This window comes from Cohnella zeiphila (genome assembly GCF_014212055.1).
Taxonomy (GTDB): Bacteria; Bacillota; Bacilli; order Paenibacillales; family Paenibacillaceae; genus Cohnella; species Cohnella zeiphila.
This window is the reverse complement of record NZ_JACJVO010000003.1, coordinates 83,721-99,015: the sequence shown is the minus strand read 5'-3', so window position 1 is coordinate 99,015 and position 15,295 is coordinate 83,721. Positions and strand designations below refer to the sequence as shown.

At 59.2% G+C, this 15,295-nt stretch carries 10 protein-coding genes; 3 read left to right on the top strand and 7 right to left on the bottom strand.

All coding sequences use genetic code 11. From position 1 onward, the window contains the following. Positions 1–89 precede the first annotated feature (89 nt). Positions 90–2,558 (top strand): beta-mannosidase, encoded by a 2,469-nt coding sequence (locus tag H7C18_RS02965; RefSeq protein WP_185127519.1) that lies wholly within the window; start codon positions 90–92, stop codon positions 2,556–2,558. Between the two features lie 12 nt (positions 2,559–2,570). Here H7C18_RS02965 and H7C18_RS02960 read toward each other — a convergent pair whose 3' ends face one another. Then, complete coding sequence (locus tag H7C18_RS02960) at positions 2,571–3,434, bottom strand: helix-turn-helix domain-containing protein (protein WP_185127518.1); 864 nt, start codon at positions 3,432–3,434, stop codon at positions 2,571–2,573. Positions 3,435–3,590: 156 nt separating this feature from the next. Between H7C18_RS02960 and H7C18_RS02955 the strand changes: the two genes are divergently transcribed. Then, positions 3,591–4,940: a sulfatase-like hydrolase/transferase gene (locus H7C18_RS02955; protein ID WP_185127517.1), complete on the top strand. Its 1,350-nt coding sequence runs from the start codon at positions 3,591–3,593 to the stop codon at positions 4,938–4,940. Between the two features lie 403 nt (positions 4,941–5,343). Here the strand turns inward: H7C18_RS02955 and H7C18_RS02950 are convergent, their stop codons facing one another. The 3 genes from H7C18_RS02950 to H7C18_RS02940 all read right to left on the bottom strand — a co-directional run bounded on the left by H7C18_RS02950 (position 5,344) and on the right by H7C18_RS02940 (position 8,797). Next, entirely contained in the window at positions 5,344–6,216 is an 873-nt protein-coding gene (locus H7C18_RS02950) for a sugar phosphate isomerase/epimerase family protein (protein WP_185127516.1), read from the bottom strand. Next, positions 6,213–7,265: a glycoside hydrolase family 18 protein gene (locus H7C18_RS02945; RefSeq protein ID WP_185127515.1), complete on the bottom strand. Its 1,053-nt coding sequence runs from the start codon at positions 7,263–7,265 to the stop codon at positions 6,213–6,215. The genes H7C18_RS02950 and H7C18_RS02945 overlap by 4 nt, the downstream gene beginning before the upstream one ends. Before the next feature lie 137 nt (positions 7,266–7,402). Further along, positions 7,403–8,797, bottom strand: a complete 1,395-nt coding sequence (locus H7C18_RS02940) for an alpha-L-fucosidase (protein ID WP_185127514.1) — start codon at positions 8,795–8,797, stop codon at positions 7,403–7,405. Positions 8,798–8,895: 98 nt separating this feature from the next. Between H7C18_RS02940 and H7C18_RS02935 the strand changes: the two genes are divergently transcribed. Beyond that, the gene (locus H7C18_RS02935; RefSeq protein WP_185127513.1) at positions 8,896–11,160 is read left to right on the top strand and encodes a helix-turn-helix domain-containing protein; all 2,265 of its coding nucleotides are present in this window, start codon (positions 8,896–8,898) and stop codon (positions 11,158–11,160) included. Between the two features lie 56 nt (positions 11,161–11,216). Here H7C18_RS02935 and H7C18_RS02930 read toward each other — a convergent pair whose 3' ends face one another. The 3 genes from H7C18_RS02930 to H7C18_RS02920 form a co-directional block, all read right to left on the bottom strand. After that, a complete protein-coding gene (locus H7C18_RS02930; protein ID WP_185127673.1) occupies positions 11,217–12,818 on the bottom strand; it encodes an extracellular solute-binding protein in 1,602 nt (533 codons plus the stop codon). 98 nt (positions 12,819–12,916) lie between these two features. Further along, entirely contained in the window at positions 12,917–13,825 is a 909-nt protein-coding gene (locus H7C18_RS02925; protein WP_185127512.1) for a carbohydrate ABC transporter permease, read from the bottom strand. Positions 13,826–13,839: 14 nt separating this feature from the next. Then, complete coding sequence (locus H7C18_RS02920; protein WP_185127511.1) at positions 13,840–14,802, bottom strand: ABC transporter permease; 963 nt, start codon at positions 14,800–14,802, stop codon at positions 13,840–13,842. Positions 14,803–15,295: the final 493 nt, after the last annotated feature.

Sequence of the window (15,295 nt, the reverse complement as noted above, 5' to 3'; positions counted from 1 at the left end):
GGGCCCCGATCAGGAGGCCCATCGCTATATGAGATGAGCACAATCGGAGATTCGAGCGAGCGACGATTCGATAGCAGGAGGAATGCAAGATGCAGCTGTTCACGCTAGGCGGAGCCTGGCGCATGAAACGAACCGACGAGGCGGAATGGATCGACGCCGTGGTCCCGGGATCCGTCTTCAACGATCTGCTCCATGCGGGCAAGATGGAGGACCCGTTCTACCGCGACAACGAACTCGATATTTTGGAATTGACCAAATTCGATTACGAATATGAAAGAAGCTTCGAGGCGGATTCGGAGCTGCTGGCCCACGATGTCGTCCTGCTTCGGTGCGAAGGACTGGATACGCTCTGCGAGCTTTCGATCAACGGCCAGCCCGTGCTGAGCACCGACAACATGCACCGGACGTACGAAGCGGACGTCAAGGGTATCTTGAGAGCCGGCCGGAACGACATCCGCGTTCTGCTGCGGTCGGCCACCCGTTTCGTGCTGGAAAAGGACAAGGAGTACCACCTGACGAGCTGCGCCGACGCGGTGCCGGGCATCTCCCACCTGCGCAAAGCCCACAGCATGTTCGGCTGGGACTGGGGCCCGAAGCTGCCGGATGCGGGCATCTGGCGCGATATCTCGATCCGCGGCTACGATCTGGGCCGAATCGACGACGTCTTCGTCGCGCAGCGGCATGAAGAAGGCGCGGTCCGCCTCGATATCCGCACGGACGTCGAGCAATGGGCGGATGCGGGCCTAAGCGTTCGGGCCACCTTGGAAGCGCCGGACGGAACTTCCCTGGAGAAGGAAGGCGCGGTCGACGCCGGATCCTCCTCGCTGACCTTCGACGTAGCGGATCCGCAGCTGTGGTGGCCCCACAATTACGGAGATCAGCCGCTGTATACGCTGCGGGTTCGTCTGCAAGGCCGCGAGGGCGCCGTCGACGAACGGGCGCTCAAGATCGGCCTGCGGACGCTGACGATCCGCCAAGAGGAGGACCGATGGGGCGAATCGTTCGAATTCGTCGTCAACGGCCGGAGCATCTTCGCCATGGGCGCCAACTATATTCCGGAGGACAACGTGTTCGGCCGACTGAGCCTCGAGCGCACGGACCGTCTGCTCCAAAGCTGCGTGGAAGCCAACTACAACTGCATTCGCGTCTGGGGCGGCGGCTACTATCCGGACGACGACTTCTACGATCTGTGCGACCGCTACGGTCTCATCGTCTGGCAGGATCATCTGTACGCGTGCGGCGCTTACGATTTCAACGAAGCCTTTAAGGAAAATATCCGGCAGGAGACGATCGACAACGTCAAACGGATCCGGCATCACGCGTCGCTCGGCCTGTGGAGCGGCAACAACGAGCTGGAGTACGCCTGGGCCTACTGGGGATGGACGGAACGGTACGGCGAGAAGCTTCGCGACGATTATTTGAGCCAGTTCGAACAGTTCCTGCCGGAGCTGAACGCGTCGGTCGACCCGAACACGTTCTACTGGCGCTCGTCCCCGTCCTCGGCGGGCGGCATCGACGATCCGAACAAAGAAAGCATCGGCGATATGCACTACTGGGACGTCTGGCACGGGCGGAAGCCGATTACGGAATTCCGGACGCTGTTCCCGCGGTTCATGTCCGAATTCGGCCTGCAGTCGTTCCCGTCGATCCAGACGGTGGAGACGTTCACGCTTCCGGAGGACCGGAACATCTTCTCCTACGTCATGGAGGCGCATCAGAAGAACGGCACCGGCAATGAGAAAATCATGTACTACATCAGCGAATACTTCAAATATCCGAAGGACTTCGACTCGCTGCTGTACGTCTCCCAGCTGATCCAGGCCGAAGGGATGCGCGTCGGCGTGGAGCATTGGCGGCGGAACCGCGGCCGCTGCATGGGCGCCATCTACTGGCAGCTCAACGACATCTGGCCGGGCGCTTCCTGGTCGAGCCTCGATTACTTCGGCCGCTGGAAGGCGACCCATCATGCGGCGAAGCGTTTCTTCGCTCCGGTGATGGCCTCGGCCTGCGAGGACGGAACGAACGTGTCCCTGCATGTGACCAACGAAACGCTGGACCGTTTCGAAGGCCGCATGACTTGGCGGCTGCTCGATCGCAGCTCCCGCATCATCGAAAGCGGAGAAACGGACGTGTCGGTCGACGCGCTCTCGGCCATGGAAGTCGCCTCCCTGGCATTCGGCGACGCGCTCGACACGAAGAAGAAGCTGAGACAAAGCTATCTGGAGTTCACCCTGGTCGCGGAAGGTCGCGAGATCAGCGGCGGCACCGTGCTGTTCGTCAAGTCGAAGTATTTCGACTTCCTGGACCCGCGCATTGGCGTTGAGGTGGCGGAGGAGCCGGACCGCTTCGTCGTCAAGCTGAGCGGCGCAGCGTTCGCCCAGTTCGTATCGCTCGATCTGCGGGGGGCGGACGCGCGCTGGAGCGACAACGTGTTCCACCTTTCGGCGGATCGCCCCAAAACCGTCACGGTGCCGAAAAACGGCTTGTCGGAGCCGCTTGCGCTCGCCGAGTTCCGGGAGCGGCTCGTCGTCCGGAGTTTGTTCGACACCTACGCTTGACCTGCGTTTTTTTCAGGAATGAACGGGGGCGCCGCCTTCCTTTGAACGGCTATGCTGCCGATAAGCGCTCGGCGTCATTCCGAAATGCCGGGTAAACGAGCGCGAGAACGTGAACAAATCCGAATAGCCCAGCGTCAAAGCGGCTTGCGTAATGTTGATTCCGTCTTCGGTCAACAGGCGAGCCGCTTTTTCCATTACCTGCCTGCGCTTGTATTCGGAAGGAGACACGCCGTACCGGCGGGAGAACATGCGCGTGAAGTGGCTGCGGTGCACGCCCGCCCAGGCGGCCAGGTCGTCCACCGTCAGATTCTCCGTGCAGTGCAGCCGGATGTAGTCCTGCACGGCGTCCAGCCAATGCGTGGAAGGAACCGGCGCGTCCCGTTCCTGCGGATCGATGCTGTGAAGCAGCCGATAGGCGAGCGACATCAGCGGGAAGCTGCGATCGGCTCGGGTCGGTCTCAGCTTGTCCAGCGTCTCCTGCAAAATATCGAGCGTCGAACGGCCGAAGGCTTCGCGGCGGTAAGGACGGTCCGGAGCCAGGCCGACGCGCGCCAGAACGGCCGGCATCTGTTCGCCTTTGAAGGCCATCCACATCAGCTTGACGGGCGGACGGTCGCTCTCCTCGACATACGTATAGACGGAACCGGGAAAAAGGCAGAAGAGATCGCCCTCCGAAAGGATGACGGAGCTGCCGTCCCAACCGAATCTCACCCTGCCGCACGCAACAAAATGAATACTGTAGAACTCGACCGATCGGGGTCCGGCCTGTTGGGCCAATCCGCATTGATAGCCGGCTTTGAGCATCCACAGGCCCATCTTCGTCTCGAAGGGCGCCGGATAGTTGAAGATTTCCTCTCTTTGCGGCTCTCGGCTCATAATCGCGGGTTCGCCCCTTTCGCTTTTCCGATCTCTCCCGATTATACGCCAGGCGCGCAACGAAATGTATAACAATTGCAAAATGCGGACATTCCCGAACGCACCGGCGCAAGGTACCCTAAGAGCGGGTGAACCGATATCGGGAGGGAATGGACGATGCAAGAGAAGAACCGGCGGAAGCCGAACATCCTGATCATTTACTGCGACGATCTGGGCTATGGGGATCTGGGCTGCTACGGCTCGGAGGATGCCAAGACGCCCCATCTGGATCGCTTGGCGTCCGAAGGAATCCGATTTACGAATTGGTATTCGAATTCGCCGGTCTGCTCGCCGTCCCGGGCCGCGCTGCTGACGGGCCGTCATCCGGCGCGGGCCGGGGTAAACGAGATCTTGGGCGCCAAGCGCGGGCTGCACGGACTGCCGGAGACGGAGGTCACGTTGGCCAAGGCGCTGCGGGCCGCAGGCTACCGCACCGCGCTCCACGGGAAGTGGCACTTGGGCGTATCCGAGGAGACCGGGCCCAACGCGCACGGGTTTGACGAATTTTTCGGCTTCAAGGCCGGCTGCATCGATTTCTACTCGCACATCTTCTATTGGGGCCAAGGCTCGGGATTGAATCCGCTGCACGATCTGTGGGAGGACGAGACCGAGGTCTGGGAAAACGGCCGCTACATGACCGAACTGATCACCGAACGCTCCGTCGAATTCATTCGGCGCCAAGCGGAGCGGGAGGAACCGTTTTTCTTGTACGCCGCTTACAACGCGCCCCATTATCCGATGCATGCGCCGAAGGAATACATGGACCGGTTCGCGCATCTTCCTTGGGACCGCCAGGTCATGAACGCGATGATCGCCGCCGTGGACGACGGCGTGGGAGCGATCGTGGAGGAATTGAAAAAAACGGGCGATTACGAGAACACGATGATCTTCTTCTCCAGCGACAACGGGCCGTCTCCCGAGAGCCGCAATTGGCTGGACGGCACGGAGGACGCCTACTATGGCGGCAGCGCGGGCATTTTCCGCGGGCACAAGTTCAGTCTGTTCGACGGCGGCATCCGCGAGCCCGCCCTGCTCAGCTGGCCGGCCGGGTTCGCGGGCGGACGGGTGCTGGACGAGATGGCGGCGATGATCGACATCGTGCCTACGTTCCTCGATCTGGCCGAAGTCGATACTGCGTCGGGACCGCTGAAGGACGTGCGCATCGACGGCAGCAGCCTGAAGCCGATGCTGCAGGAAGGCGAGCCGTCGCCGCACCAACAGCTGTTCTGGGAATATCAGGGGCAGTTGGCCGTGCGGGAGGGCGATTGGAAGCTCGTGCTGAACGGAAGACTGGACGGCAGTCTCCCTCAGCCGGATCGCGTGCATTTGTCCAACTTGTCGGAGGATCCGGGGGAACGGATCAACGTGGCCGACCGCCATCCGGAGCTGACGGAACGATTGACCCGGGCTGCGCAGGAGTGGCTCTCCGGCTTGACCGGAGATTCGCAGGAGCGTTCCAACAAATAGAGAGAGTCGGCCACTCGAAAGGCGAGCGCCGGGATACCCGCCTGCGGCATCCGAGCGGCGCCACTGATAAGCGCCCTTATATCGTCTTCTCCCGCTTCCGGAGGAATGCGTATCGGATCATCGGATCCATTCGGAGGCATGGGACGGAATGAGGCTCGTTCTCCGAAGCGCTAACGAAACTGAGCGCGCTTATTGGGCTCAAATGACGAGGTTTGATTTTCTAACGAAAGGGAGCGAGCTTATTCGCCCCGGGAAGTCGAGAAAACGGCGGTCTTATGCCAAATAAGCGTTTCTCGTTTCGTTAGATTCTGCACTCCCCCTCTTCTGCCGTAATAACGTCGCTCCGTTTCGTTAAAAGTTGATCGGCCCCCGTCGACATAAGTGACGGAGGCCGATTTTGTTTTTATGCCTCTTCCCAAAGCCGCCGGGCGTTGTCCATCGCGATGCGGGATGCGGAGCGGCACTCTTCCATGCCTTCGAACTCGATCGTCAGGCAGCCGTCGTAGCCCGATTGCTTGATCAGGCGGAAGAGGCGCCGGACGTCGAGGTCGCCGTGGCCGACGATCGCGCCGCGCAGGAAAGTGCCGTGCGCGGACGTGAACCATTCGCCGCCGCCGGGAGGCTCGTCGTACGGACGGATATAGAAGTCCTTCACGTGGACGAGCGAGGCGTACGGCAGGTTGCGGCGCACCCCGACGAGCGGATTCTCGTCGGCGCACAGGAAGTTGCCGATGTCGAGCGTCGTCTTGAAGTTCGGGCGGTTCACCGCCTGCAGGACGCGCTGCACGCGGTCGCTCGCCTGCACGCTGAAGCCGTGGTTCTCGATCGTCGTCGTGATGCCGTACGGCGCCGCATAGTCGGCGATCATCCGGCTGCCCCTGACCATCCAAGCCAGATTCTCCTCGAACCATTGGATGGTCATCTTCTCCGGCGGCAGCGTAAACGCGGTGACGTCGTGGCGCATATGCTTGATGCCAAGCCGCCGCAGCAGGTCGACATGCTCCTTGACGCGAGCGACCTCGGCCTGGAACGCCTCCTCGCCGTCCTGCACGAAGTTGGCCGGCATCGAATAGTTCGACAGCTCGATCCCCGCCTCCTGCGCCTTCGCCCGGACGCTGTCCGCCAGTTCGGGCTGATCGACGAGCGTGAAGCCGTACGGCACGATCTCCATATGCTCGCCGCCGTTTTCCGCAATCCATTCGATCACGTCCAGCACCGTCATCTCCCCCGATTTCAGGGCGGGCAGCAGGCTGTACGTGCTCAGTCCGATTTTCATATCGACAAGCCACCTCCATGAAGTCCGCGATGCATCGCATCCAGCAAACGATGGGTCCGGTCGCAGCCGTACTCCCAGAACATCAGGCCGGCCAGCCCGTTTGCCTTCACATATTCGCATTTGTGCCGGATCGACTCTTCGTCGTCGTAAGAAAGGAAGCTTGATCCGTTGAACAGGTAAGGCGCGCACGCCTCTGAATCCCAATATCGCACGTAACCGTTCCTGCCAATATAGTCCGCAACGAGAGCGGTAAAGTCCGGCCCGTAACCGCCGGTGCTGCCGGCCGTCTGATAAAGTCCCCGGTTTCGGACGGGCACCTCTCTCCACATCCGGGAGTAAAACGCCGCGCCGATGACGATCTTCTCCTTCGGCACGCCCGCTCGAACGAACATACGGACCGAGGCGTCCGCGCTGATCCGGAACAAATCCCCCGTCGGCGTATACAGATTCGTATGATGGCCGGTCAGAGACTGAAAGCCGCCGCGCATGTCGTACGTCATCAGCTGCACCAGATCCAGATACCGGTGCGCCCGGTCCATCTCGGTCCCATCCACGTAATACTGATCGGCTCCCGCCGCGATCGTTAAAAGGTAACGCCTTCCGATCCGCGCCCCTTGCCGATCCAGCGCTTCCCGGATGGCGGCGAGCAGCAGCGTAAAGTTCGTTCTGTCGGCCGGACCGGCTCCGATCCCCGCTTCCCCGTAGCACGGGTACTCCCAATCCAGGTCGATTCCGTCGAACGGATGCACCGTCACGGCATGAATCGCCGATTCCGCCATCCGGCTCCGGCCGGCCTCGGTGGACGCCGCCTCCGAGAAGCCGCCGGCGCCCCAGCCGCCGACGGACAGCAGGATGCACAGCTCCGGGTACTCCCGTTTGATCTGCCGCAGATTGCCCAGATGGCGCAGACGATCCGTCACGATGGCGTTATCCCGCACATGGCCGAACGCGACGTTCAGGTGCGTCAGCTTCGCCAGATCTTCCCGCGTCAACTCGGGAAGATGATCGTCCGTCACGTAACCGGCTACGACATAGTCCCGCTTCGCCATTCCAGATTCGCTCCTTTCGGCCTTCCCGGTTCTGTTTACGAACGAATCCGCAGATCAGCCTACGAATAGGCCTGCGAGATCTGCTTCCGAAGCAGATCCGCAATTTCTGCCGACGTAATCGTTCCACGATATCGGGCCTACGAATAAATCCGCAACACGTGAGCGATCGGAGCTTCTTCCGCCCGGCGCTCCGATTCCGGCAATCGGACGGCGATGCCGCTCTCGGTCCGGCGGCAGCCGATCCGCTTGGCGCCTCCGACCAGATCGACGCGGCCGGCCTCTCCAGTCCAGGGAAGATGAATCTCCTCCGGCATTGCCTCGCTCTCGTTCTTGTATAAGTAGAATGCGTAGACGGCGCCCTCCTTCTTCGTAAACCTCACATTGCCCGCCGAATAAGGCTCGCAGATTCTCGTCCCGTAGATCGCCTCGCCGTGCACCTTCAACCAATCTCCCATTCCCTTCATTCGGGAGATGGCCGTCCTCGGCAGCCTGCCGTCCGGCTGGGGGCCGACATTGAGCGCCAGGTTGCCGCCCTTGGCGACGATCTCGATGAGAAGATGGATGAGCTGGCGTACCGATTTGTAATGGTCCTCGTAACGGAAGGAGAACGCCGTGCCCATCGTGATGCAGCTTTCCCACGGAACGTGAAGCGCGCGTTCCGGCATCGTCTGCTCCGGCGTGATCAGGTTCTCGTACGGCCCGCCGACGGTCCGGTCCGCCGAGAGCAGCCAAGGCTGCGCCTTGCGCGCCCTCTCCACGACTTCGCCCAGCCGGATGTTCTGGTCGCGGTAATCGTTCACCCAGCCGGCGTCGAGCCACAGCACGTCGATCCGGCCGTAGTTCGTCATCAGCTCCATGATCTGCTCGTGCGTGAATTGAACGAACCGCTCCCACAGCCACGGGTATTCCTTCGGATCGTAGGTCGGCCCCCGCGACGTCCTCGTATCCGGCCGCATCCCGGGCGCCCAATAATAGGGCGAATGCCAATCCGCCTTGGAGAAGTAGGCGGAGATGCCGAGCCCTCTGGCCCGGAACGCGTCGAACAGCCGCTTGGCGATGTCCGCGTGCTTATGCGCGTGAAAAGGACAATCCGGCCCCGTAATGCGATAATCGGTCGTCCGCGTATCCCACATGCAGAAGCCGTCGTGGTGCTTGGTCGTGAAATTGAGGTACTTGAAGCCGTTGTCCGCGGCGAGATCGGCCCAAAGCTCAGGCTGGAAACGGAGCGGGTTGAACGTCTTGCTCAGGGCGAAATACTGCCGCTTCAGCTCTTCCGCATCGATGTCCCAATCGATCTCGTTGCGGGACCATTCCTCGTCCGCGTCGCTTAAGGCCCACGATTCGACCAGGCCGAGCTGGGAGTAAGGCCCCCAGTGCAACATGAGCCCGAGCTTCCGGTTCCGGAACCATTCCAAGCGCTCCAGGAGCAGCGGATCCTCCGGCCGAACCCAATTTTCCTCGCCGCTGTAGTTGTGCACCCCTTGTTCGACGACGGATTCCCGGCCGTCTTCCCGCAAGATCTTCTCCCTCAAGCGAATCCCTCCGAAAATCGATGATGTCCAAACGCTTGAAATGTTGCTATCATGTAAAATAAAATGACAAGATACCTACATAGAAGGGGGAGCATCCGTTGATTCGGAACTACTTCAAATCCAAGCTGTTCCTCAAGTATATTTGGTCCTACTTGTTCATCTTGCTGATCCCCTTGGTATTTACGACGATATTTATTTATGAAAACGCCACCAATCGCCTTCGTTCCGAGATCGAGCAAGCCCATCTCGCCCAATTGACGCAAGCCAAAGCGATCGTCGACGGGCGGATGAAGGAACTGGGCGAGATCGCGACCCGAATCTCCTACGACAAAAGGCTCGCCTCCTATCTCGTGCACGATCCGATTCATAGCGGAGACGCGATCGACGCTCTGGATCAGTACAAGGCGACGAGCTCGATCATCGGGGAGATTTATTTGTATTTTCACCAGGACGACAAAATCTACTCCAGCAAGGGCCTGAACGATTTCGACGTGTTCACGGACAATCTCAGCTTCCGGAATTGGGACAAAGAAGCGATCTATCGGGACTTGAACAACGCAAAGTCCCCGACGATGCGCCCGACCGATATCGTCAGCAACTCTTCCGGCCGCCAGCAGTCGATGCTCGCGTATCTGATTCCGATTACGCCGGGCAATCCGAATCCTCACGGAACGGTCATGTTCCTGATCAAAGAATCCGAGCTGACGAGTCTCATCGATTCGATTCTCGGAAACTATCAGGGCCAGACCTATATCCTCGACGACGAAGGGCGCATCATGGCGGATAACCGCCAAGGCGAAGCGCTGTCGGCCGCGGATACGAAGACCTTGTTCGACCATCTGGAACCGGGCATTCAGGACCGCATCATCAACAGGCAGGAACATTCGATCGTCTCGGTCCAATCGGAGAGCAACGGTTGGACTTATGCGACCATCATGCCGAGCAACCAGTTCTTCAGCAGCGTCCTGCACGTCCGCAGCTTCATCATCATGCTTCTGATCATCGTCGTGTCCGCCGGCGCGGCGCTGGCGCTCTTGCTGGCCCGAATGCAATACCAGCCGATCTCCACGCTGGTGCAGCTCGCCGTCTCCAAGACCGGCTCGAAGCCGGACCGCTCCGGCAAGTCCCGCAACGAGCTGGACCGCATCCGCATGACGCTGCAGGAATTCAGCTCGCGAGCGGACCTGCAGGAGCCGTTCGCCCGCCAGCATCTTCTGTCCACGCTGCTCAAGTCCGGCAGCTCCCGGATGCTGACGCCGGAGCTTCGCGACGCCTTCGATTTGCGGTTCGACCATGCCTATCACTTCGTGATGGTCGTTGGGTGGAACAGCGTCGAGCCGAATCGGGCGCAAGAGCACCAGGAGATCATGAAGCTGCTCACTTCGATCGAGCTGACCGATCTTGCGGCTCGCGGGTACGGCGTCGAGCTGTCGCAGCTCGATCAGATCGGAGTCATGATCGGCTTCGATCCGAACGGCGGAGCGGACGAGTTCTCTCGCAAGCAGCTGATCGTCGAAGCGGTTCGCGAGGGCATCCTGAATTCGTTCGGTATCGTTCCGACGATCGGGGTCGGAACGAGCTATTCCAACCCGGAACTGTTGAACCAATCCTATATCGAAGCCTGCTCGGCTTACGAGCTGAGAACCGCTTCCGATCGCGGGACGGTCCATTACTTCGAGCTGCAGTCCCGCGTTCCCGATCTTGCCTGCTGGATTCCGAACAACACGCTGCTGAAGCTCTCCCAGAGCTTGAAGCAGGGCAACTTCGACGTGGCGTCCGAGACGATCCGCTCCGCCGTCCAAAGCCTGCAGTCGTCCGAGCCGTCGGCGCTGCTGCTCCGCTGCAGCGGCTTCGACCTGCTCAATACGATTCTGAAGACCGCGTCCGAGCTCGACTATCACAGCCTGATTCAAGAGATCGCGCCGAATGCGATCACAAGCCACTCCCTGGACGAACTGGAGCGCAACCTGCTGAGCCTGGCCTCCCGGATCTGCGATCAAGTCGAGCAGAACAACCGGAAGGAAGAACAGTCGATCGCGGATCGGATGGTCGCCTACATCGACGGGCATTATGCGAACAACTCGTTAAGCCTGGAGACGGTAGCGTTCGAGTTCGGCCTGTCTCCTTCCCATGTCAGCCGCTCGTTCAAGGAGAAGATGGGGCTGGGCTTCATCCAATACGTCTGGCAGAAAAGGATGGAAGAAGTCATGCGCCTGCTCAAATCGACCGACGAGCCGATCAAGGACATCATTCAGAAGGTCGGCTACATCGATACCCCGAACTTCATCCGCAAGTTCAAGAAGGAGACCGGCTTTACCCCGGGACAATACCGCAGGATGTATTCCGGAAGCGAAGGCGAGTAAGGATAGCTAGCCTGCCAGACGTCGGCTCAAGACTATGCCTCTGCGGGAGGACGGGCTTACTTGCCCGAATTCCAGCGGTCGTACGCGCCTTGGTAAACTTCCGCCACGCGATCTCCGCCCATTTTCTTAATCTGGGCCACGTACTTGTCCCAGTTCGACATCGGCTCCTGGCCGGTCACGAACTTCGCCTCCATCTGCTGCACGTAAGTGTCCAGATCGGACAGCAGCGCGGTCACTTCGCTCTGTTCGTCGTTCGTCAGATAAACGTTCGGGAACGGAGCCTTGCCGATCGGCGTCAGCTTCTCCGCGTTCTCCTTGTCGATCCAATCGTCGAAGTCGGTCCGCAGCCCTTTCGTCAGCTCGCTGGAGTTCATGCCCGGGGTCAGGATGCCGAAGTTCGGCGTAATCGTTCCGCGGTAAGCTTCGCGTTCTTTGCCCCCCGGAACCGGCAGCCATTCTTTCTCGTGCGTATCCTTATTCTTATATTTCCACAGTACATTTTCCGGGCCTTGATTCATCAGCGTCGCCCCGTCATAGCTGTACAGGTAGTCGACCCAGCGCATGGTCGCTTCCGGGTTCGGGTCCTTGCTCGTAATGGCGAACGTCCCGTTGGCGGAGATGCCGGGATGCTTGCCGTAGACCGGCGTCCCCGGGATCTCGCTGCTGACCGGCGTCATCAGCGGGTTGTCCCCGCTCGGCTCTCCGCCCAGCGTGAAATACGGGAAATAGTCGTTAAACAGAGCGATCTGGTTGTTCTCGCCTTTCGCCTTCTTCTGGTCGGACGTCTGCGAGAAGGTCTCGTGATCCAGCAGATTGTCCTTCCAAAGGCGATTCAGGAACGTCAAATAGCCTTTGTAGCCTTCCTCTTCCGGGGTGTAATGAACTTTGCCGTCCTTGTCGGCATAGATTTTCTCGTCGTAGATGCCCCAGAAGCCGAGGAAGTACATGCGCAGGTCGTCCAGCTTCACGGAGGTGAGCGGAATCTCGTCCTTTTTTCCGTTGCCGTTCGGATCCTCGTCCCGGACCCGCTTCAGATAGTTGTACAGCTCTTCCGTCGTCTTCGGCAGCTCCGTAACGTTCAGAGCCTTCAGGAACTTGCCGTTGTACCACATCGGGCTGCGATACCAGACGGCGGCAAGATCGATGAACGGGAGCGCGTACATATGTCCGTCCGGCGTCGTGAACGACTTGCGAACGTCCGGATGCTCGTCGAAGATCTTTTTCAGATTGGGCGCGTAGCCTTCGTCGATATATTTCTCCAACGGGATGAGCACGCCTTGCGTTCCGTAGGTCACCTGCTCGGCCGGCGTCAGATCCGCGGCATATAAGAGATCCGGCAGATCGCCGCTGGCGAACACGAGGTTTTTCTTGGTGGCGAAGCTATCGATAGGCGTCAGTTGATAATTGAACTTGATATTGGTGAGCTTCTCCATGTCCTGAAGGACGGGCATGGTGTTCCAATCGGCCACTCCCGCGTCCTGCGACATCATCGTCAGCGTGAGCGTCTTGTCGACGATGGGGAAGCCTTCTTTTTTCACGCCTCCCTCGGCCGAATCGGAACCGGAGGGAGCGGCGGAACTCGCGGACGATGAGGCGGAAGGCGAATCGGAGGAGGCGGAAGAGCCGTTCCCGTTCGACGAGCTGCAGGCGGCGAGCATGGCGGCGGACACGGTTACGCAGAGAAAGACGGATGAGGACTTGTGAAGTCTTTTCTTCAAATGCGACAACTCCTTTTCATTATATTATATGGCAAGGATCAGCCCTTTACGGAACCGATCATTACGCCTTGGACAAAGTAGCGCTGCAAGAACGGGTAGATCGCGATGACCGGGACGGTCGCCACGATAATGACCGCATACTTGACCAGCGCGGCAATCTCCGCCTTGCTGTTCATCGCCGCCGCCGTGGAGGTGTCGATCGCGCCGCCCCCTTGCGCCGCCATCTCCTGGAGCACCAGGATTTGGCGCAGGACGAGCTGCAGCGGATATTTTCCCGCGTCGTTCAAATAGATCAGCGCCGAGAAATAGCTGTTCCAATTGCCGACCCCGTAGTACAGCGCCATGACCGCGATGATGGGCATCGACAAGGGAAGGACGATTTTCAGAAACAGCCGCATATTCGTGCAGCCGTCGATCTGGGCGGCTTCCTGCAATTCCTTCGGAATGGAGCTCTGAAAAAACGTGCGGGAAACGATAATGTTCCAGATCGAAGCAGCCGACGGAACGACGACGGCCCACATCGTATTCATCATACCGAGCTGCTTGACGAGCAGATACGTCGGCACCAAGCCGCCGCTGAAAAACATGGTCACCATGAACATGGCCATGAAAAAGTTGCGTCCGACGAAATCCTTGCGGCTCATCGCATAGGCCGCCGGCAGCGTCACCAGCAGATTGACGGCCGTACCCACGACCGTGTAGAGAATCGTGTTGCCGTAACCGGTCCAGATGTTCGAGTTCTCGAAGACTCTCTTGTACCCCTCCAGAGTGATCCCCTTCGGCCAAAGCCACATGGCGCCGGAGGCGACTTCCTTCGGGTCGCTGACCGACGCGCTGATCATGTAGACCAGCGGGTAGAACACGATGAGAAAAGCCAGGAAGACGTAAATATAGTTGCAGGCCAGAAAGATTTTGTCGCGCTCAGTCTCTCGAATCCCGGATGACATTCGCGTCCCTCCTTCTACCACAAGCTGTTCTCGCTCGTCCGGCGAACGATCTGATTCACGGCCACGAGCAGGATGGCGTTGATGACGGAGTTGAACAGGCCGACCGCAGCGGAGAAGCTATATTGGGCATCGACGAGACCCGACCGGTAGACGAACGTGGAGATGACGTCGGAGGACTCCATGTTCAGCGGATTTTGCAGCAGCAAAATCTTCTCGAACCCGACGCCGAACAGGCTTCCCATGTTCAGAATGAGCAGGACGGTCATCGTCGGGAGCAGGGTCGGGACGTTAATGTGGCGGATCCTCTGGAAACGCGTGGCGCCGTCGATGATCGCCGCTTCGTGAAGGCCCGGATCGACCCCCGAGAGCGCCGCCAAGTAAATGATCGTTCCCCAGCCCGCGCTCTGCCAGACGCCCGAGAACACGTACATCGTCTTGAACCATCTCGGATCCGTCAGAAAATCCGGCGCCGGGAGGCCGAGCCCTTCGATCAGGTGAACGACGATCCCTGTGGATGGGGACAAAAACGAGATGATCATGCCGGCCATGACGACGACGGAGATGAAGTGAGGCGCGTAGGTAACCGTCTGGGCCAGCCTCTTGAAAAAGCCCGTTCGAATCTCGTTGAAGGCCAGCGCGAGAACGATCGGGATCGGAAAGCCGACGGCCAATTCGTACAAGCTGATGCCGAGCGTGTTCCAGATCAGGTCCCAGAAGTAGTAGGAATGAAAGAAGCGATCGAAATGATCGAAGCCGATCCAGGGGCTTCCCGCGATTCCTTTGGTCGGGATGAACGTTTTGAAGGCGATCTGAACCCCGTACATCGGCTCGTAGCAAAAAATAAGAAAGTAGAAAAACGCAGGCGCAATAAACAGGTACAACTCCCAATTCCGCACGATTCTTTTCCCCAGCGTGCGGGGCGATCCGCCTGAATGGAGCGAGGCGTTGCCGTTGACAGCCGCATGGGTAATGTGCATCGTGTCACCCCTTTCCTTCGGGTTAATTTCGCGAACGTTCGTTTACAACTCCACGATAGTTCACGGTTCCCGGCATCGTAAATATGTCGTTTTCGCCGGGGGTGAAAGCGCTGTCTGTCAAAGGCGGCGGGGGAAGTGACAACCGGCCCTGACAACCGGACAATGTGTTATTTTCGCTGGGGCGGACAAGTCGGCGCTTGTCCGTGCCAAAAGTGACATATCGGCCGCGAATAAGAAAAACGCCTGACGGCGTCCTTGTGCAGGGAGCGGAGCATTCTAAATGCTGTATCTCGCAATAGTAGGAAAACCTCCCGCTAACTTTTGCAAAAATGACAGATCGGCAGATTTACACGGAAAACCTCCCTTTAAATAGGAGCTATTGACTCCTCATGAGCGTTTGAAAATAGCGGGAGAAATTCCTGTTACTCCTCATACGCGAAGTTTTTCACGCGATTTAGGAGGAGAAATTCCCGTTCCTTCTCTCCTTTCCTTT

Bases quoted from the DNA above. Each gene is read 5' to 3' on its own strand.
- H7C18_RS02925 (WP_185127512.1), bottom strand. From the start codon at position 13,825: ATGTCATCCGGGATTCGAGAGACTGAGCGCGACAAAATCTTTCTGGCC.
- H7C18_RS02950 (WP_185127516.1), bottom strand. From the start codon at position 6,216: ATGAAAATCGGACTGAGCACGTACAGCCTGCTGCCCGCCCTGAAATCG.
- H7C18_RS02965 (WP_185127519.1), top strand. From the start codon at position 90: ATGCAGCTGTTCACGCTAGGCGGAGCCTGGCGCATGAAACGAACCGAC.
- H7C18_RS02960 (WP_185127518.1), bottom strand. From the start codon at position 3,434: ATGAGCCGAGAGCCGCAAAGAGAGGAAATCTTCAACTATCCGGCGCCC.
- H7C18_RS02930 (WP_185127673.1), bottom strand. From the start codon at position 12,818: ATGCTCGCCGCCTGCAGCTCGTCGAACGGGAACGGCTCTTCCGCCTCC.
- H7C18_RS02920 (WP_185127511.1), bottom strand. From the start codon at position 14,802: ATGCACATTACCCATGCGGCTGTCAACGGCAACGCCTCGCTCCATTCA.
- H7C18_RS02945 (WP_185127515.1), bottom strand. From the start codon at position 7,265: ATGGCGAAGCGGGACTATGTCGTAGCCGGTTACGTGACGGACGATCAT.
- H7C18_RS02955 (WP_185127517.1), top strand. From the start codon at position 3,591: ATGCAAGAGAAGAACCGGCGGAAGCCGAACATCCTGATCATTTACTGC.